General features: G+C 44.6%; 18 protein-coding genes. 4 read left to right on the top strand and 14 right to left on the bottom strand.

Annotation, left to right across the window (positions count from 1 at the left end; all coding sequences use genetic code 11):
- Positions 1-177: 177 nt before the first annotated feature.
- Both MKY99_RS06450 and MKY99_RS06455 read right to left on the bottom strand, forming a co-directional pair.
- Entirely contained in the window at positions 178-1284 is a 1107-nt protein-coding gene (locus MKY99_RS06450) for an FAD:protein FMN transferase (RefSeq protein WP_339269397.1), read from the bottom strand.
- A 180-nt stretch (positions 1285-1464) separates the two neighbouring features.
- Positions 1465-2397: a glycosyltransferase family 2 protein gene (locus tag MKY99_RS06455; protein ID WP_339269399.1), complete on the bottom strand. Its 933-nt coding sequence runs from the start codon at positions 2395-2397 to the stop codon at positions 1465-1467.
- Positions 2398-2670: 273 nt separating this feature from the next.
- Here MKY99_RS06455 and MKY99_RS06460 point away from each other — a divergent pair, with 273 nt between their 5' ends.
- Positions 2671-3393 (top strand): DsbA family oxidoreductase, encoded by a 723-nt coding sequence (locus MKY99_RS06460; RefSeq protein ID WP_339269401.1) that lies wholly within the window; start codon positions 2671-2673, stop codon positions 3391-3393.
- Positions 3394-3534: 141 nt separating this feature from the next.
- Here MKY99_RS06460 and MKY99_RS06465 read toward each other — a convergent pair whose 3' ends face one another.
- From MKY99_RS06465 to MKY99_RS06510, 10 genes are all read right to left on the bottom strand, one after another.
- Positions 3535-5115: an oleate hydratase gene (locus MKY99_RS06465; protein WP_339269402.1), complete on the bottom strand. Its 1581-nt coding sequence runs from the start codon at positions 5113-5115 to the stop codon at positions 3535-3537.
- A 156-nt stretch (positions 5116-5271) separates the two neighbouring features.
- Entirely contained in the window at positions 5272-5841 is a 570-nt protein-coding gene (locus MKY99_RS06470) for a TetR-like C-terminal domain-containing protein (RefSeq protein ID WP_042125036.1), read from the bottom strand.
- A gap of 20 nt (positions 5842-5861) precedes the next feature.
- Positions 5862-6257: a hypothetical protein gene (locus MKY99_RS06475; protein ID WP_339269404.1), complete on the bottom strand. Its 396-nt coding sequence runs from the start codon at positions 6255-6257 to the stop codon at positions 5862-5864.
- Between the two features lie 47 nt (positions 6258-6304).
- Positions 6305-6826 carry a hypothetical protein gene (locus MKY99_RS06480; RefSeq protein ID WP_042185682.1) on the bottom strand — a complete coding sequence of 174 codons (522 nt, stop codon included), beginning with the start codon at positions 6824-6826 and terminating at the stop codon, positions 6305-6307.
- Positions 6827-6923: 97 nt separating this feature from the next.
- A complete protein-coding gene (locus tag MKY99_RS06485; protein ID WP_339269406.1) occupies positions 6924-7343 on the bottom strand; it encodes a GNAT family N-acetyltransferase in 420 nt (139 codons plus the stop codon).
- 103 nt (positions 7344-7446) lie between these two features.
- Positions 7447-8439, bottom strand: a complete 993-nt coding sequence (locus MKY99_RS06490) for an RluA family pseudouridine synthase (RefSeq protein ID WP_339269408.1) — start codon at positions 8437-8439, stop codon at positions 7447-7449.
- A 93-nt stretch (positions 8440-8532) separates the two neighbouring features.
- On the bottom strand, positions 8533-8721 hold the full coding sequence (locus MKY99_RS06495; RefSeq protein WP_149645127.1) for a CLC_0170 family protein: 189 nt from the start codon (positions 8719-8721) through the stop codon (positions 8533-8535).
- 24 nt (positions 8722-8745) lie between these two features.
- Positions 8746-9969: a Ger(x)C family spore germination protein gene (locus MKY99_RS06500; protein ID WP_339269410.1), complete on the bottom strand. Its 1224-nt coding sequence runs from the start codon at positions 9967-9969 to the stop codon at positions 8746-8748.
- Positions 9962-11065, bottom strand: coding sequence for an endospore germination permease (locus tag MKY99_RS06505; protein WP_339269412.1), 1104 nt, complete (start codon positions 11063-11065; stop codon positions 9962-9964). Before MKY99_RS06505 ends, MKY99_RS06500 begins: the two co-directional genes overlap by 8 nt.
- A complete protein-coding gene (locus MKY99_RS06510) occupies positions 11058-12671 on the bottom strand; it encodes a spore germination protein (RefSeq protein WP_339269414.1) in 1614 nt (537 codons plus the stop codon). The genes MKY99_RS06505 and MKY99_RS06510 overlap by 8 nt, the downstream gene beginning before the upstream one ends.
- A gap of 170 nt (positions 12672-12841) precedes the next feature.
- Between MKY99_RS06510 and recQ the strand changes: the two genes are divergently transcribed.
- The 3 genes from recQ to MKY99_RS06525 all read left to right on the top strand — a co-directional run bounded on the left by recQ (position 12842) and on the right by MKY99_RS06525 (position 16889).
- Positions 12842-14677 carry a DNA helicase RecQ gene (recQ, locus tag MKY99_RS06515; protein WP_042185693.1) on the top strand — a complete coding sequence of 612 codons (1836 nt, stop codon included), beginning with the start codon at positions 12842-12844 and terminating at the stop codon, positions 14675-14677.
- 16 nt (positions 14678-14693) lie between these two features.
- Positions 14694-16601, top strand: coding sequence for a B12-binding domain-containing radical SAM protein (locus MKY99_RS06520; RefSeq protein ID WP_339271520.1), 1908 nt, complete (start codon positions 14694-14696; stop codon positions 16599-16601).
- A gap of 150 nt (positions 16602-16751) precedes the next feature.
- Positions 16752-16889, top strand: coding sequence for a hypothetical protein (locus MKY99_RS06525; RefSeq protein ID WP_339269417.1), 138 nt, complete (start codon positions 16752-16754; stop codon positions 16887-16889).
- 23 nt (positions 16890-16912) lie between these two features.
- Here MKY99_RS06525 and MKY99_RS06530 read toward each other — a convergent pair whose 3' ends face one another.
- Both MKY99_RS06530 and MKY99_RS06535 read right to left on the bottom strand, forming a co-directional pair.
- Positions 16913-17863, bottom strand: coding sequence for an alpha/beta hydrolase (locus MKY99_RS06530; protein ID WP_339269419.1), 951 nt, complete (start codon positions 17861-17863; stop codon positions 16913-16915).
- A 27-nt stretch (positions 17864-17890) separates the two neighbouring features.
- The gene (locus MKY99_RS06535; RefSeq protein ID WP_339269421.1) at positions 17891-18859 is read right to left on the bottom strand and encodes a type I phosphomannose isomerase catalytic subunit; all 969 of its coding nucleotides are present in this window, start codon (positions 18857-18859) and stop codon (positions 17891-17893) included.
- Between the last annotated feature and the right edge of the window lie 31 nt (positions 18860-18890).

Consider the following 18890-nt stretch of genomic DNA (forward strand, 5'->3'; position numbering starts at 1 on the left):
CAGCAGCATAATCTTATGATATTGATCTTCTAGAGCCATGATATTTTTCCTAATTCTTTTCAACATATAATGGTTTAGTTGCTTAGTCTCGACGGCCAGAGATTGAACCATCTCCTATCAAAAAAAGCTTGCTCCCTAGAAAGCCAGCTTCGGCTCAATGGGACAAGCTTTTTTCGTTTACTCTGCGAAGCTGTACGTTGGATCTGTCAGGTTCATTCTTTCTTTTATACCTTTAGTGGCATAGATTTTGTTGTCGTCGGTAATAAAGAAAGCTTCAACATCATCAGGTAAAGATTCAAGATATTTCATGCCCTCCTCGATTCCCATCAGGAATACCCCAGTGGATAAGGCATCCGCATCTGTTGCATTCGGGCTCATAATGGTAAGGCTTTTGAGACCGTTCTGTGAGGGATATCCTGTGCGTGGATCAAGGATATGATGGTAACGAACATTGTCCTGCATAAAATACCGTTCATATACACCTGAAGCATCGATGACCTCATCTGAGATCTTAATGGTTCCTAGCTGTGTGCCACGGCTTTGATCTGGATCCTGTAAGCCGATATTCCATTCCGTTCCGTTTGGCTTCTTACCGAGAGCAATAATACTGCTGCCTCCGAGATTAATCATAGCGCTATTTAGACCTTGCTCTTTCAAATAATCAGCGATACGGTCAGCAGCATAACCTTTACCAATACCGCCCAGATCTAGCACCATATTTTCCTTCATCAGCTTTACAGTTTTCGCAGCTTCATCAATTTCAACGTCCTTGTAATTGGTTAGGCTCTTCGCTTTATCAATTTCAGCTTGGGGAGGTACCTTATTTCCACCGCTACCAATATTCCATAGATCGATTAACGGACCGATTGTAGGATCAAAAAGCCCGTCCATTTCCTTTGCGTATTGTATGGATTGTTTAATTACATCCAGGGTCTCGTCAGAAACAACAACCGCTTCTTTTCCTGCTGCCTGATTGACTGCGTAAGTCTCTCCACCTTCTTTGGTGCGGCTAAGCTCCATATCCATTCGCTCCAGCATCTGCTGGATATCATCCATATTTTTCTGTTCTACTGTAGCACCGAACACTTTGATATTCACAACAGTGTCATAAATATAAAAGGTTTGTGAGAGAGACTTTTCCTCTCCTTTTCCGGCTGTTGTTGCGCTACCCGTAGTTCCCGCTGTTTTATCGTCCTTATCCTTAGTAATTAGCCAAGCGCCGACAGCTATGAGGGCGATGACGATTACAACGAGGATCAGCGTCGTTTTTTTGTTCTTGAACATATTCCACCATCCATAAAGTTAGTTTCTAAAACAAAACACATTATTTATATCATACCCCAGATAACAAGTTGATGGAAATTAATTTCATGACACATTTAGGGATATAATCGGGCGACATAGAAAAAAGCCCCGTATCCTGATTCGGAGCGGTGCTACAGATTTAGAAGTATACGATGCTACTTAATCGAGCATATATTCACTATATTTATTCTTGCGAGGATTTAATACGAAGAGGATACCCTTGGCATATCCGTTAACGGCTTTGAAATTCCGTTTTAGAGTTGCTTTAGCCGTCAGACAAGTCAGTGTCCAAATCAAGGCAGCATAATTCATAAAAGGAGCTTTACGCAAGTTGAGCAGATAGTAGTGGTTGATGGCGGTAGCACGTGCTACAACGCCTGCCTTATCGCGAGAGCCTGGCGACTCATGATGGACGATCTTCATCGCGGGATTAATTACAAGCTTGCCATAGCGGCTAGCCAAATGGGACAAATAAATATCTTCGGCTATGGAATAGCTTGTCATCCATGGATAGGGCTTAATATCACGCAGTGCCGTACGCCGGAAGGACATATTGCATCCGTGAAAAAAATCCGTTTCAAATACATGCTCCTTCTCTCCCCAAAGGAATTGCGAGCCTGCAAACATACTTGCCGACAATCTGCCTGGTGATCCGGACATTTGTCCGGTTAGCATACCGAATAGCCTGCTTGGCATGCTACTATGTATGCCTTTGGCTACACCACCTACTCCAACAATGGAATCATCAGCTGCATAAGTATCTAGCAGTCGTCGAATATATAAGGAGTCATCTAATTCTGCATCATCATCTAAGTGGAGCATAATTTCTGCATGGATCAGTCCTAGCGCTTCGTAACGTGAAAGCCAGAGACCAGGCTTAGTTTTGCGATGATAATGTAGTTTAGCCTGCGGTAATCCAGTTAGTATTTCACGATAATAGGCTAATCTGTCCTCAGGGATCTCACCGTCGTCCACAATCCATAGCTCGATGGAGATGTCCTCAAGCTGTGTCTGCTTGCCAATGGATTCTATGCACACCGTAAGGTCGTCGATTCGGTTACGGGTAGGAATCACTATAGATAGATCATACATATCTTGAATCTCCCTTCAGGACTTCTTTCGTCCGCTAATCTGAATGTAGTCTCCCGGCGAAATGGTTACCTTGATTCTATCGTTCCTAATGAAGAGCGTATATACCACTTTCGTATACTTTTAGTTGGGGTTCAGGTCTAATGAGAGTTTTTGAAAATAAAAGTTAAGTTTGTATTTTTCGGTTTTTAACTATATAATAGTAAGCGACGAATATTTAGTTATCAATCTTATTCAGCAGTTACAAATGAACAATAATATTAGGAGGTTTTTTTCATGAGAATAGATATTTGGTCCGATTATGCGTGTCCATTTTGTTATATTGGTAAAAGACGTTTGGAGAATGCGCTGAGTCAGTTCCCGAACCGTGATCAAGTAGAGGTGGTATTCCGTAGCTTTCAACTAGATCCACACGCAGAGGTGAGTACAGATAAGAATATTCATGAGCTGTTGGCTACCAAATACGGCATGTCAATCGAAAAAGCAAAAGCAATGAATGCTCAGTTAGCTGAGCAAGCACAAGATGTGGGATTGGAATTCAATTTTGATACAGTGAAGCATACGAATACTTTCGACAGCCACCGCCTGAGTCACTTTGCAAGCTCAAAAGGAAAAGGTGCAGAAATGTCCGAACGTTTGCTACGTGCCTACTTTACGGATTCATTGAATCTTGGAGACCGCAGTGTACTTGCTACACTTGCTGCCGAGGTAGGGCTGGATCAGGCAGAAGTTGCGGAAATGCTGGAGACAGATGCTTACACAGCTGAAGTGAACGGCGATATCAAGGAAGGAAGCCGTCTTAATATTACCGGTGTACCATTCTTCGTGTTCAATAATAAATATGCGTTATCCGGTGCACAGCCAGGACCTGTATTTACAGAGGTGTTGGATACTGTCTGGGCGGAGGAGCAAGCAGGGCCAACGCTGCAGGTGGTTGGCAATGGAAAATCCGAAGTATCCAGGGATGATGGCTGCGCAGATGGATCTTGCAATATATAAAGTTCGTATAGTGTGGAGAAGAAGAGATGGAGAAGTATCCATTTCTTCTTTTTTTAATTCCGAAACTCTGCTCTGTTTTACACACTACAAAGACAAGCGCCCCCGAATCTATACGGGAGCGCTTGTCTTTTTATGATGTGTTTATCTAAAAGAAGTGATAAAGCTTGTGAACAAGGTGCGGACATCGTACTGATGTTGATTGATTGGCTCGATAGGCCGGTTAATGCCGAGCAATGTGTATACTGCAGTTCTTGCTGCTCGGATAGAGTATTCTTCCGTGAATACAACATCATCTGGAATTTCGCAATATTGGCCAACGAAGGCAAGGTTAGTGGAGCCTTCAGGAACTACTTTAGGTCGGTCACTATTTAATCTAGGCATGAATTGTGAAGTGATATAAGGCATCATACATGGAATACAATTAGCAGTTGCCATGATCTCGTCCTTATGTTCTTCGAAATGAAGATGACCGATTAATTCTTCCATGATTTCTTCACCGGTACATTCGCTCATTTTCTTCTTCACGAAGTCTCCTACGTTGTCAGGGTACAAACCGTAACCCCAGAATACTTTTACATGCTCTGGTTGATTGCGGAAATGCGGTTGGAAAGCTAATACAACGGACATTAACCAGCTCGAATCTTTAAAGGTAACCAATGCGCCAGTACCTGCACGATTACGAGTGAATTTCTCCATAAGATCGAAGAATTTGGAATCTTGGAAGGTTACGGTAAAGGACTCCCATTTTGAACCATCGATATGATCATCAAAGGAGGATGGGTTGCCGAGACCTGGTTTTTTGGCAGCGATGTTCTCCCATAACTTCCATGAGCTACCCTTCCCATTGAGACGTGGGGCAGAGGTCATGGATCCAAGGCTCGATCCTTCAGTCATGGAGCCGTTCGTGACGATTACGATATCGTCTTCGCTTATGTTAATAACGTCTGGGACACCTTGGCGCAGGACGTTCATTTGGGTTACGGTAATGCCATCTCCGTCTTTGAACTGCAGGTCAGTTACTGTACATTTCAATGTAAAGTCTACACCAAAGCCTTCGAGATATTTGTGCATAGGTAAGATGATGGAATCATACTGGTTATATGGAGTACGGGTTACGCCTTCCAGGGTTTGAATTCTTGGGAACTCATGAACGAAGCGAATCATATATCGTTTAAGCTCTACCGCGCTATGCCAAGGTTGGAAGGCGAAAGTAGTAGCCCACATATACCAGAAGTTCGTGGTGAAAAAGTGTGGACCAAACCAGTCGTTAATCCGAGCTTTCCCCATTTTTTCTTCCGGTGTAATAATTAATTTACCCATCGCAAGCCGGTCAGCCATATCAAAGCCCATGGATAATACATCTTCCACATCACCGTTGCGGTTAACGAGTCTAGCGTTAGCATGTGTTGGATTGGCGGTATCGAATTCTATAATCTCTTCTCTAACGGATTTCTCAGGATGGTCGAGGGAGGGAATCGACATGAGTAGATCCCATGTATTCTCATAGGTCTCATCGTTGAGCATTCGGCCACCGCGAATGACATAACCGTGCTCAGCGTCACCTGCGCCGTCGTTGCTGCCACCGAGAATCTTCATCTCTTCAATAATGTGAATGTTCTGTCCCGGAAAGTCACAGTCTCTGACCAGGTAAGCCGCGCCCGCTAAGGATGCAATTCCGCCACCGACAAAATAAACCTGTTTATTACCGTACTCTTTTTTCACAATGGTCGCCTCCAAGTTGTTGTTGAAATAATCACATTCTTAATGTAAACCAACTCCAATTTCGAAGGTATAATCAATCCTTTTAGAGTGTATGGATTTTAGTCATTACGGTCTATGTGTCTAGTTTTTAGACAAAAAAACCGCTGAACCCAAAGGTTACAACGGTTTGTTCTCATATTTGTGCAAAGCTTTTAGAAAATTCCCCTCAATGAGTACACTTAGCTTCTCGATAATGTGATCCGGATGCTCCTTCATCCCGTCTCTCATCCACTGAATGACAAGGCCTGTGAAGGCCAGTGTATAGAAGTTAGCAATGAAATGTTTATCTTCGTGGCTAACCTCCATCCCGGCGGACAGTTCGTTTATGACACCCATAATGAGATCATTCGTCACTTCGTATAGATACGCATCCAGATGATTTCTGCCCAGTGAGTTCAAGGTGTTGCAGCAAAAGGTTTTATTTCGTTCGATATAGCAGAAGATTCTATAAAAACCGTCCGTCCACGTACTGTAGCTACGATACTGGGCGATGCTCTCTACAGCCTCAGTCTTATAGATCCAACCGAGTAAATCAAATATATCTTGAAAATGATAATAGAAAGTTTGTCGATTTAGTCCGCAATGGTCCACGAGCTGTTTGACTGTAATTTTATTGAGCGACGTATGTTCCATTAGTTCTTTTAAGGAATGGGACAATGCATTTTTGGTTAGAAAAGAATTGGACAACGATCGATCATCTCCTCCGTTCAAGCTTTCGGCCACTGCTTAACTAGCAGACGAATTCCTTCCGCCAATAAACCGAGTACAAATCCTCCACATGTAAAAAAGAAAAAAGCAAGGAGTCCCGCGAGATCCTCCCAACCGGACATCTCTCTATAGGTGTAGCTTAGCATAATTACTGAACCGATGATTATTCCTGTTGTAGTGATTAACCAGAGTAGACGAGCTCCGAACCACGCTAAGACGTTAACGATACCAGATACAATAATGGAAAAGAGTGCGAAGCGCAGCAAGAGTGTGACATCTAATGTATGAGCCATCATAACGAATCTGTGCAGAATGAAAAGCAACCACAGAAAAACACCATAAACAGCCATCCAGATAAACCAACGGTTACTTTTGGTAGCAGGCAGGAATTTCATTTCTGGCTCACCTCTTTTTCCAAAGTACGAACGGTGTGCAGTAGGGATTATACGGAGAAAGATTCCAGTTCTTCTACACTTTGCAGAAGATGATTCAGCAGGTTCGGAATGTCCTCCATCTGCTCCTCCGTGATTTGCCTTTTGAATCGCAGCTCGATGCAGTTGTTGTAGGTTTCACCTTCTTGACCATAAATGAAGCTTAAAGATTGCACGGGCTGGAATTCAGGCCCCCAGATCGCTTTGAGAATACTCTCGATTGCCTGACATTCAGCAGGAATATCTTCGATCTCCATATAAAAACGTAACGAAAGATTGCAACCGGGATCCGTGTTAGGCACTTCCAATATTTCATCGCTAAGATCTTTCACAGATGAAGTAAGAAAGACTTCGGCGGTTACGCTCCTGCCAGCCGTCAATTGGAAGGAAAGGCTAAATTCTCTGGACATCAATGCCATATTCAGAAGGTCGGAACGATCCGTAACTACTAGAATTCCGTCCAAATTATCGTAATCGTAGATTTGGTTCTCAAAAGCAATTTTAATATTATCGAAGACAGTAGGATGGAACAATAATGGCACCTTCTTTTGTTTATTAGTATTGTAACATGATCTAAATAGAAGTGAAAAAGATGCCCAGGGACCATATGGACCGGGCATCTTTCGCTTGTTACTCCATGACCTTGAACATGCCCGTCATACCCGGGGCATGATTCTGAAAGCCGTATCGTTCGTAAAAGGTATCATTCCCATGTGATGCGAAAAGTCCGACGAACGCGCCAGAAAAACAATGAGATCGAATATAGTGTATTAGCTGCTCAATAATGACATTACCAATGCCTTGGCCCTGAAATTCGGGAAGCACGGCTACGTCCTGAATATAGAAATACATATGACCATCGCCGACGATCCGCCCCATACCGATAACCTTGTCTTCCTGTACAACGACCATACCATACACCGAATGAGCCAGAGAGGCTGCGGTCATTTCCGTATTCACGTTCCCCCAACCGACAGCTTCCCATAAGGAGGCATGCTCCTCAGTCGTGGGTAAACGTTCAATACATTCATAATGATGTGCTGTTGTCATAGCTAATCACCCATTCTTTGTTAAGTTATTGTAGCGATTGTAGTGTAGTAAGCTCCACTGTAATCAGCCCCCTTAGGATGAATGGGTGTTCAATGTGATCTTGTCAGTTCGTAGGTGCAGGTGCGGTATATTTCAGGAATGTCTTCGGAATTGGGCTTTCGAAGGTCATTAACTCTCCTGTTGTAGGATGAATAAAAGAAAGTACACGAGCATGCAGACCGAGGCGACCTACCGTTTTGGTCTCTGCACCATACTTCTTGTCTCCTGCAATCGGATGGCCGATATCTGCCATATGAACACGAATCTGATTTTTGCGTCCAGTTTCAAGCTTTACCTCAAGCAACGAGAAGTGGCGGTTCGCCTGAATGAGCTTATAATGTGTGATCGCATGTAGACCATCGCCTTCATGAGGACTGGAGTACATTTTCAGGGTAGAGGTTTCTTTTAGCCAAGAGCTCACTGTACCTTCAGGTCTTTTAACGGCGCCTTCAACTAGAGCTACGTAAGAACGTTCTTTCACGGTATCCTTCCACGTAGTTTGCAGTGCTTGCTGGATCCGTTCGCTTTTGGCAAACATCATTACCCCAGACGTATCGCGGTCCAAGCGGTGCACGACAAAAATTCGATTCTTAGGATTGCTGATGCGGACATGCTCCATAAGCTGGCGGTAAGCTGTTAATTCATTTTCTTCCGCAGTGGCAATCGACAGCAGTCCAGCATCCTTCTGAATAATGATTAGATCATCATCTTCATGGACGATGGTGAGTCCGATCATTTCCGCTACTTGTACAGGCTTCTCTTGATCAATCGTCACAGTTTGACCCGAATGTAATTGAAAATTATGCTGTGTGACTACTTTGCCATTCACTGCTACTTGTCCACGCGAGAGGATAGATTTAATTGCATTTCGTCCACGGCCTGTGATATGGATGAGTAAGAAGGGTAACAGCTCAGAAGGTTCATTTACTGTAAAAGACTTGGGCGCTGCGGGTGCTTTAGCTTTATGATTAAGCTTGCCATTTGGCTTGCTGTGGGAATTGCTGTGGGAACGAGTACCTCTTTTGGCTGTTTCTTTAGGATTTCTTCTTGTGTTCATGACTGCATTCTCCGTCCTTTAATATTGTACTCCTCAATATACCATGGGCGGTTAAGAAATACTATGTGAAGGACAGCAAGAAACGAATTCGATTTATAGATAGAATAGCTGAGCTAGTCCTATCAGCAGGAATAAGCTGAAATATATCCAACCGATCACATTAGCGTATTTCTTTTCCCGGTGCATAGCATTGACTGCATATATTTTAGTATCCACAGTAAGCAACAGAACACTGGAGATCAGCAGCGCAACAATTACGTAGGTTAGCTGGTGATAGAGCATAGTAGAGCCTCCTATAAACGTCATTTAATTTTGTTTAAGACCTACTCTGTCGATGTGAATTTTCAACTTAACTTCAATACTGAGATTGGAATACTGCTGCTCCCAGTCATGTTTGTCACGAACATGTGCTTTCCAGTAGGAGGGAGCATATGCACGAATATATTCACCCATGCCAAAGACATCGGAATGTGCTTGTTGAGTTTCTTCAATAAGGTGGTTGAAAATACCGATCACTCTCTTTTGAAAGATATCTTCAATCTTCTCTAAAGAACGGCTGGAATCGATAGGGATATTACTACGTAAATGCTCATCTAGAGCCGCCTCTAAAGAGAGGTTATAGGTGATGTGAGGTTTGCCCGCTTTGAATTGAACTTTCACCCTCGTGAACCGGTCGTTGACCTTGAGCATCACCGGACCGAATTCATCAGCATAAAAAAGATCGGAGTATCCCCCGGGATTAATGCCCTTCATGGACATATATGCTCCAATCTCAATCGGAATCGTCGAACCGACCATCACTCCACCACTAAAGTAAGCTAGGCCTTTAATCATGATATTGTCTTCCTGATGTAATGAGACGTAAGGCAGATAACCACTTTCGCCCCATTTGGAATCTGCTGACCAGAATACACCTATATAATCAGCGGGAAATTTCCCCGATGTCACTGCTTTTTCCATGGTGGAGAGGATGTAAAGGGTCGGCACTCGCTGCAGTGGAGGATTAATATTCATGAATTTGGCAGCTTCCCCTTCGGATACTAGCAGCCAGGTCCGGCGACGAACTTCTGGATTTCGCCGCAAATAATCATTTAAGTCGTCCATGCTTTTTCTTGCTATGTCTTCACTAATAATAATTACTCGTAAATGAATTAGATAACGTGGATCAGAAATTTGCTGCTGCAAATTGTTCATGGCGTCATCTAATGTGTACCCGTATACTTCTACGACCCATACTGGATTTTGATTCCCGCCTCCGCCTTCACCCCCACTGCCTGGTCCGAGTGGAACTCTTCCCGGAACCGCAATTTGGGCGGTTACACGAATTTGGGGTAGGTTAATATTTGCGCTTTTAAGATGAGTGGTTTGGTCATCATTTGTTTTGCTGTCTGGAGGGACGGAATCAATGGATAACCCTAGCACCAATGCACGATCTTCAATTTCGAGCTGGTCCCAGCAACCTGCGAGCAATCCAGACAGGAGTGAGAGAATAAAAATAAGAACTACACGCTTATAAATTTTTTCATTCATGAGAAATGGCTCCTTTATTTCGGATTAAAGAGACTAACCATAATAAAAGAGGATAGAAGGTCAAAAAAATCAAACCGATTATCGCTGTAATGCTAGCAAATGAATAGACCTGAAAAATGTTTCTCGGCAAAAGTGAAAAAGTGAAGATAAGTGGAAGTAAGAAACTGGATATTAGGCGGTGATCCTTGTGCCGCAGCACTTGTTGCAGAGAGTATGCGGCTAAGTAGTAGTTCGTAAAAATGGTAGTGAATATAGAAATCACCCAAATTATTATAAAAAGAGCATCAAACCGTTCTAATAGTCCTGCGCCGATGGATATGGAGCGAGCTGCTTCTAGGGTTGGATAGGACAGTAATTTGGTTTCCTGAGCTCCAAACATGCCTAGAGTGACCCACACGATCATTACATAAATGAATCCAATGATACCAAGCGCAACAGTGCCTGCTTTAAGGATCTGTTGAGGTTTTTTCATTAGAGGAACCAGCAGGATGATGACAAGTGTGCCTTGATAAAGGCCAGCGGATGTAATTGTTCCTTTGGAAAAGCTTGAAAAGGTGGTGTAATTTCCGGTGAGGGGTAGCAGGTTCAGAACATCAACATTTCTCATAGCTACCAATATAATTGCGATAACGGATAATAGAATAAAGGGTAAATAAAAAACATGTACATAAGTGAATTTTACAATATTTCTACGGATTGATAAGGCAACCAGTAGGAGCATTAAGAGAATTACTGCTTCGATTGGTGTCTTTTTAAAGACAACCGCAACACATACTTCTCCGAATTGGCGCATGGTGATCCCGGCAGAGAAAGCAAAAAACAAAGTAATAAGCATGGAGAAAATATCTGCGAGCCAAGTTCCGAGAAGGCGGCGGCTGAATACGAACAACGTTTCGTTAGGGAATTTTCGGCAGACAACCGCTGTAAACCAGCAACCCAAAAAAGCAACAGGTACGCCAGAAGCAGTTACGAGCGGTGCACCACTGTCTCCGGCTTCAGCCATATAACGAGGAATACTTAAGATTCCTATTCCTATAATCGTACTGATGATTACAGCCATGACTTGGATCGTTGTTATGGGGCGGTTACTATTCATCAGCTTCACTTTTCTCCTTAAAAATCAGATCGGTATGCATTTTGGGGATATCCTTCGCAAGAAGGTCAGGATCAGGTGTATTGAGAAAGCTTGGGCGACTTCGCATCCACCATAAAGGTACCCGAACGATACTATCCTTGAGGTCTTTCCAAATCGTAGGCACAAAGGGTGTCATGTAGGGAACGCCAAACGATTCCAGGAATAATAAGTGGTTAACAATAACAATAGTGCCAAGCATTACTCCGTACAGGCCAAAGCAGCCTGCCAATATGATCAATGGAAATCTAAGCATTCTTGAAGAGATAGCAGCATTGTAAGCGGGTGTGGCAAAAGACCCTATAGTCGTTATAGCAACAACAACTACGGTAGTGGGACTCGCCAGACCTGCTGCTACGGCTGCCTGACCAATGACAAGCACACCTACAATAGAAAGAGCCCCGCCAATCATTTGCGGTAGGCGAATGGTTGCTTCGCGCAGCACCTCCATGAAGACTTCCATAATCAGAACTTCCAATACGGCTGGAAAGGGTACGCCAGCTCTTGCACCAGTTATTGCTACGGCGAACTCTGTCGGCAATAGCTCAGGATTGAAAGAGATAATGGATACATATAAGGCTGGGAAGAAAAGGGAAAATAATAATGCGATCAGGCGGATCATTCTTAGGAGGCTTCCTACAACAAAACGTTCTGTATAGTCATCCATCGTCTGAAAGAACTGATTGAAAAGCGCCGGGACGATGAGGCAGAATGGTGAGCCATCTACAAGGATGATGACTCGTCCTTCTAATAAAGAGGCTATAGATTTATCCGGACGTTCGGTTGGCTGAACCTGTGGAAACGGGGAAAGGGGATGATCTTCTATGAATTGCTCGATATACCCCGCATCAAGGATGCCGTCTACATTTATTGCTGATAATCGCTTCATCACCTTTTGAACTAGCCCTGGATCGGCTATTCCTTCGATATAACAAACAGATACTTTTGAGCGCGTTCGTAGGCCAAGAGGGGCAGTTACTACACGAAAATCCGGTGTTTGTAGTCGATAGCGAAGCAAAGAGATATTGGATTCTAAATTCTCTATAAACCCATCACGCGAACCGCGTATGACTTGTTCAGTTTGAGGTTGCTCAATGCTACGATGCTCAATTTTACGCAGATTGAAGTAAAGTGCCTGATCCATTCCATCTATGATTAGAACTACATTTCCCTCCAGCAAGATAGAGGCTAGAGTATTTAGATCCTTAGTACGGTTACCTTGTGTTACTTGTACCGTCATACTCCAGATGTAATCAGGTAAATCCTTTAGATCTTTTGGAATTTCTGAGAGATCAGAGGAAACATTCATTAATGGCTTTAAAACATAGTTCTGAATTTGATTCTGGTCCACCACAGAAGAAAAAAAGATAATAGCCGCATCATGTCTACCGTACACCTTGAAGTTACGGACTATAAGATCGCTGTCTTCTCCAAAGACTTGTTGAATGAAGCTTATATTGCTCTCCAGGCTGGAATCCAGTGGCTTTACCGGACGATTGTCCTGGGCAGAGGACTCTTTGCGTGCAGGCTTATGTTTAAAAGAGGTATATTTTTGTTTCCAATTTTGCACGGTCGCTCCACCCTTCTATGAAATCTCTCTTCTTAAAGCTTGGCTTAAAAGAAGGCCTTTTATGTAAATATTTCAAAGGAAGAACATGGTGACCATAGTTAAGGAGTGTTGCTCAATACACTTTTGACCGCTAAACTAAAGATAGAAACGCTTAAGGGGTTATGAGAGATATGATGATGCAAGCACCTACTATTGAACAGGCGCAGGCTGAGCTGCAAAAATATTACGGTTATCCGGATTTTCGGGATGGTCAGAAGAAGATTGTTCAGAACTTGCTGGAAGGTCGCGACACACTCGGTATTCTTCCTACGGGAGGTGGGAAATCGATTTGCTATCAAGTTCCCGCACTGCTGCTTCCTGGGCTGACACTGGTGATCTCACCATTGATCTCTCTGATGAAGGATCAGGTCGATGCGTTAACCACGGCAGGTATTCCGGCAGCCTTTATTAATAGCACGTTAAGCGGGAAAGAAGTAAATGAGCGGATTCGGGCTGCCCGTCGCGGCGATTTGAAGCTGCTTTATGTCGCACCTGAAAGGCTAGAGCTGGACTGGTTCCGACTGGAGATGGCTGAACTGGCGATTTCCTGTGTGGCTGTGGATGAGGCGCACTGTGTATCTCAGTGGGGACATGATTTCCGTACAAGTTATTTGTCGGTATCGCCTTTTGTGAACGAGCTGCCAGAACGGCCAATCTTGGCTGCATTTACAGCGACGGCAACACCAGAGGTTATGGAGGATATGGTTCGGCTGCTGCGTCTGCGCGAGCCGGGTATTTTCATGACTGGACTCGGAAGAGATAATCTAGCGATGTCTGTGCTACGTGGAGAGAATAAGCGGGAATTCGTCATGGATTACACAGCAACGCATTCTCATCAGCCGGGTATTGTTTATGCGGCTACACGCAAAGAAGTGGATGATCTATATCAAAGGCTGCAGGCTTCTGGAATAGCGGCAGGCCGCTATCACGCAGGTATGAATGATCAGGAGCGGGCAGACAGTCAGGAAGGCTTTCTATATGATGATATCCGGGTTATGGTGGCCACGAACGCTTTTGGGATGGGGATTGATAAATCCAATGTCCGCTACGTAATTCATTACAATATGCCAAAAAACATGGAAGCTTATGTTCAGGAAGCAGGCCGTGCTGGACGTGATGGTGAGCCTAGTGAGTGTATCCTGCTCTTTAGTGCACAGGATATTATGACGCAAAAGTTCCTGATCGAGCAGAATCCACAGGATACGGACCGTAAAGCTAACGAATATCGCAAGCTTCAGCAAATGATTGATTATTGTTATACTACCCGCTGCTTGCGCAGTGCCCAGCTGGATTATTTCGGTGAGGAGCATGAGGACAAGTTATGCGGCATTTGCAGCTCGTGTACAGATGAACGAGAGCTTATAGATATGACCGTAGATGCGCAAAAGATATTCTCTTGCATCCACCGTATGCGGGAACGTTATGGAGTAGCATTGGTGGCTTCTGTGCTGAAAGGCTCTCGCAATCAGAAAGTGATGCAATATGGTTTTGACAAGCTGCCAACGCATGGGGCGATGTCGAGCCGGACAGAGAAGGAAATCTCGGAGAGCATCAATGTGCTGATCTCAGAGGGATATCTGGCCTTGTCGGAAGGACAGTATCCAGTAGTACGGCTTCAGCCTCTGGCTGCCGAAGTACTGCGCGGGCAGCGTGAGGTGATGCAGAGAGTTGCGCGGCCGTCACGAGCAGGTGCGGCATCTGGTACGCGAGTTCGTAGTCGCGGTCATGACCTGTCACCTTCCGCAGTCAATGAGACCGTCTTCGAGCAGCTGCGTCTGATCCGGCGAGAGTTGGCTGGACGTGAGCATGTGCCCTCATATATCATTTTTAATGATGCAACGCTGCGTGAGATGAGTGTGGTTTGCCCGCAGACCGAAGCGGAAATGCTGAGGGTAAAGGGTGTCGGGGAAGTGAAATACCGGAAGTATGGTAAGGCATTCCTAGAGTTTTTTCAAAATGAAATGTAGAAAAGGTCGTGTAGCATTGAAAATCGTTCTGACCACGCTAAACGCAAAATATATCCATACCTCACTGGCGATCCGTTTGCTTAAAGCCTACAGTGAGCACGAATTTAAAGATATTCATTTGGTGGAATACACCATTAAAGATCCCGTGATGAATATCGTGTCCGACTTGTTTCAGAAACGGCCAGATGTGATTGGCTTCTCCTGTTATATCTGGAATATCGAAGAGACGCTTAAGCTGATCGGAATTCTTAAGCAAGTGATGCCTGAGGTTACGATTGTTCTCGGAGGACCGGAAGTCTCTTATGAGCCGCTGCATTGGATGAAGAGAGAAGCTGGCATTGATTTCATCGTCAACGGAGATGGAGAAGAGACGTTCCATCATCTGCTGCAGGAGCTGAGAGACGACCGGAAATTTCATTTTGTGTACGGAGCTGCTTATCGTAAGGGAGAGGAGATCATTGTAAATCCACCTCGTCCCAAAAGCGATCTAAATACGCTGCCTACACCGCATCGTTTTCCAGAGGATATTCCAGATCTGAGCAAACGTATTGTTTATTTTGAGACAAGCCGTGGGTGCCCGTTTAACTGTCAATTTTGTTTATCCAGTATTGAGGTAGGCGTACGTTATTATGATATTGAACGAGTGAAGTCTGATTTACTCTACTTAATTGAAAATGGCGCCAAAATCATTAAATTCTTGGACCGCACCTTCAATATCAACCGCAACTATGCGATGGAAATGTTTCAATTCCTGATCGATAATCATCAAGGCTGTGTGTTCCAGTTTGAAATCACAGCAGATATCATGCGGCCAGAAGTTCTGGATTTCCTGTCGAATAATGCGCCTCCGGGCATCTTTAGATTTGAGATTGGTGTACAGTCTACAAATGATGAGACGAACGAGCTTGTTAAACGCCGCCAGAATTTCAAGAAGCTCTCTCGTACGGTAATGAAGATTAAGGAAAGTCGTAATATCGATCAGCATCTGGATTTGATCGCGGGGCTTCCAATGGAGGATTACACCACCTTCCGCAAAACCTTTAATGATGTATTCGTTATGGAGCCAGAAGAGCTGCAGCTTGGATTCCTCAAAATGCTTCGCGGGACGGGTCTGCGTGCACAGGCGGCAAAATATGAGTATACGTATATGGAACATGCCCCTTACGAAATTCTTAGCAGTCATATGATGACCTTCTCGGATATTATTCGTTTGAAGCGGCTTGAGGATGTGCTGGAGAAATACTGGAACAGCCACCGGATGGACCATACAGCCAAATACTTGATCCGTCACGTGTTTGATTCACCATTTGATTTCTTTCAGGAGTTCGGTGACTACTGGGAGGAGAGAGGCTGGCAAAAGATTGGGCATCAGCTAGAAGATCTCTTTACCCGTTTGCAGTCCTTCTTGATAGATCGTGGGACTCCATCTATGGATATTATTACTGGGCTAATGAAGCTTGATTATTTCCTAGGACACAAGTATAAGCCTCGCAAAATCTGGTGGGATTTCGTGCTGGATAAGTCGGATTGGTCGAGTTACTTGAGGGATATCGCTGCTAATCCGGGTCAAATCTCTGCGCAATTGGCAGAAGCCGGACTCAGTGAAAGAGAGCTGCAAAAATATACGGTGCTTGAAGTGCTACCGTTCTCGCTTGAAGCGGTACTGGAATCCATCAGCGGTCTACGGGCGGATGGGGGTTCAGAGGAAGAGGAAGCAGGCGATGCTAACGACGGGGCTGTACCTTCTTCTGAGTCATTAATACAGGGAGTTACAGAGAGTAGTTTAGAAGAGTCTGTCCAAACCACAAACTCTGCTGTAGCCGTAGCTGAATCACCTTCCGTTCGAGAAGGTCGCACGCTGCTAATCGTAATGTATCAGCAGAACGAGAGCCAACGCGCTCAGTATTATACGCTGCCTTTGTAATAGGGCGATTGTGTTGGGAGGAAAGACCGTTCCTTTGGGGGCGGTCTTTTTTTGTTACATGCGCAAGCGCCTTCAGAATTCGCAAGTGGTGGAGGGAAGTGATGATTGGCCATAAAAGTCTTCTAAGTCCGAAAATGAAGGGGGATAGTAATGGCTGGCCAAAAGCGTCAGATGAGTCCGGGAGCGGAGGGGAAGAAAGGAGCTAGGAGTAATGTAAGCTTCTCACAACCCAAAACGAAGAGCAGCGATCCCCTAATAACGGGAGGATCGCTGCTCTGTCTCAAATAATCCAAAAAACCTACGGTTTTCTTTTAAGCTGTAGTCGTAACCTCAGAAGGGAGATGCTGTTCTAACCAGTTAAGCACATCGGCCGTAACTTGATCCCGGTTCACCTCATTAAGCATTTCATGCCTGCCACCTGGATAGAGCTGATACTCTACGTCCGATATCCCTCGTTTTTTGTACAGCTCCGCAAGACGAGGAATGCCTTGGCCGCTCATCCCTACAGGATCCTTATCCCCACCAAATATATAAATGGGCTTACTTGTACATAATGTTCTAAGTGATTCCTCGGAATGGATCTCCCTTAGGAGGTGGAAGAAACCACGGAAAAAGCGTGTTGTACAAATGGCTCCGCAGAATGGATCGGCAATGTACTTATCAACTTCCGCATCATCGCTGCTCAGCCAGTCATATGCAGTTCTTACAGGAGAAAAAGCACGGTTGTAACTGCCGAATACTAAGCTGTTCAGTAGTACACTACGGTGATGTTCACCCTTTAACTTGAGCTGTGCACTAGCCAGAGATTCTCCAAGGCGCAGCATACCGCGAGGACCATTTGTACCGCTTAGGATAAATCCTTCATAGATTTCGTTACCCTCTTCACACATCAGCTTTTGAGCCAGAAAGGAACCCATACTATGAGCGAATAGAAAGATGGGCTTACCTTCATGTTTGGAGAGTGCTTTGGCTGCTACCTGGAGCAGATTGCGCCGCATCCAATAGAATCCGTCCTCCCCAACATCGCCAAGCAGATCGACTTGACCAGCGGTTTTACCATGTCCCCGGTGGTCATTGACATATACTGCATAACCTACTCCGGTTAATGCTTCCGCAAAACGAGCATAGCGGATAGCTGTTTCACACATACCGTGAGAAATTTGCACGATTCCTCTAACTGGCACATCGGATTCAGGTAACCATTCATAGACATGGATATTTACACCTATGGGATCCGTTATGGTAAAGCTATTTTCCTTCATGGTCCATTCCTCCTAAAGGTTCTCGACTTATGGTAAATAAGAGCGAAGCACAGTAGAATGACCTTCGATAGCGTAACGGCCGAGACTGGAAGGAATCAGATAGCATTCTCCTGCAGCATAAGGTTGGGAGCCGCCATCCCAAGCAAGATGTCCGCTGCCTTCACAGATGACTAGAATAGTGAAGCTGTCTTCTGTAGTGGTGAGGTCCCATGAACCATTTACGATTCCTTTTTCAACGATAAAATATGGCGAAGCGGCAAGTTGCAACCACTCTCCAGGGACTGCGTTATCTGTCTTCATCGAAGTAGCCCCGGCGCCTTCATAAGCTGTAACATTAAGTGAATCTTCAATATGAAGCTCACGTGGTTTTCCGTCCAGGCCTGGACGGTCATAGTCATAAATGCGGTATGTAGTGTCGGAATTTTGCTGGATCTCTGCTACAACGACACCAGCACATAGCGCATGAACGGTTCCGGCTGGAATATAGAAGGAGTCTCCTGCAGAGACAGATACTTCTTGAAGGCTATCCATAACGGTGCCTTTCTCCAGTGCTTCGCGCAATGTTTCACGATCCACGCCTTCTTTAAGACCATAGATGATTTTGGCACCTGGCTTAGCGTCTAACACGTACCACATCTCTGTTTTACCCAGTTCACCTTGTGGCAATCCCTCATAATCATCTGTAGGGTGGACTTGAACGGAAAGATTGTCGTTGCAATCCAGCAATTTGATTAGTAGAGGAAATCTTCCACCCGTTTCTGAAATCCCTTTGCTTCCGAACCATTCATGGCCGAACTGCTCACGAATTTGATCTAAGCCTTGACCGGCTAACTCTCCGTTTACCACCGAAGACGTTCCATTCGCGTGATCGGCGATCATCCAGCCTTCGCCAATATGTCCTTCAGGTAGATCTAGGCCGAATTTCTCCAGCGCGCGGCCTCCCCAGACACGTTCTTTAAACTCCGGTTGAAATTTCAAAGGATATGGTTGAGTCATTGCTACATCTTCCTTCCCAAATATAAAATAG

Origin of the sequence: Paenibacillus sp. FSL R5-0470, from assembly GCF_037975205.1 — a bacterium.
Classification (GTDB): Bacteria; Bacillota; Bacilli; order Paenibacillales; family Paenibacillaceae; genus Paenibacillus_AQ.

What these genes read in the sequence shown, in the direction of transcription:
- MKY99_RS06525 (WP_339269417.1), top strand. Translation starts at nt 16,752, where the DNA reads ATGGCTGGCCAAAAGCGTCAGATGAGTCCGGGAGCGGAGGGGAAGAAA.
- MKY99_RS06485 (WP_339269406.1), bottom strand. Translation starts at nt 7,343, where the DNA reads ATGACAACAGCACATCATTATGAATGTATTGAACGTTTACCCACGACT.
- MKY99_RS06495 (WP_149645127.1), bottom strand. Translation starts at nt 8,721, where the DNA reads ATGCTCTATCACCAGCTAACCTACGTAATTGTTGCGCTGCTGATCTCC.
- MKY99_RS06450 (WP_339269397.1), bottom strand. Translation starts at nt 1,284, where the DNA reads ATGTTCAAGAACAAAAAAACGACGCTGATCCTCGTTGTAATCGTCATC.
- recQ (WP_042185693.1), top strand. Translation starts at nt 12,842, where the DNA reads ATGATGATGCAAGCACCTACTATTGAACAGGCGCAGGCTGAGCTGCAA.
- MKY99_RS06475 (WP_339269404.1), bottom strand. Translation starts at nt 6,257, where the DNA reads ATGAAATTCCTGCCTGCTACCAAAAGTAACCGTTGGTTTATCTGGATG.
- MKY99_RS06490 (WP_339269408.1), bottom strand. Translation starts at nt 8,439, where the DNA reads ATGAACACAAGAAGAAATCCTAAAGAAACAGCCAAAAGAGGTACTCGT.
- MKY99_RS06530 (WP_339269419.1), bottom strand. Translation starts at nt 17,863, where the DNA reads ATGAAGGAAAATAGCTTTACCATAACGGATCCCATAGGTGTAAATATC.
- MKY99_RS06500 (WP_339269410.1), bottom strand. Translation starts at nt 9,969, where the DNA reads ATGAATGAAAAAATTTATAAGCGTGTAGTTCTTATTTTTATTCTCTCA.
- MKY99_RS06505 (WP_339269412.1), bottom strand. Translation starts at nt 11,065, where the DNA reads ATGAATAGTAACCGCCCCATAACAACGATCCAAGTCATGGCTGTAATC.
- MKY99_RS06460 (WP_339269401.1), top strand. Translation starts at nt 2,671, where the DNA reads ATGAGAATAGATATTTGGTCCGATTATGCGTGTCCATTTTGTTATATT.
- MKY99_RS06455 (WP_339269399.1), bottom strand. Translation starts at nt 2,397, where the DNA reads ATGTATGATCTATCTATAGTGATTCCTACCCGTAACCGAATCGACGAC.
- MKY99_RS06535 (WP_339269421.1), bottom strand. Translation starts at nt 18,859, where the DNA reads ATGACTCAACCATATCCTTTGAAATTTCAACCGGAGTTTAAAGAACGT.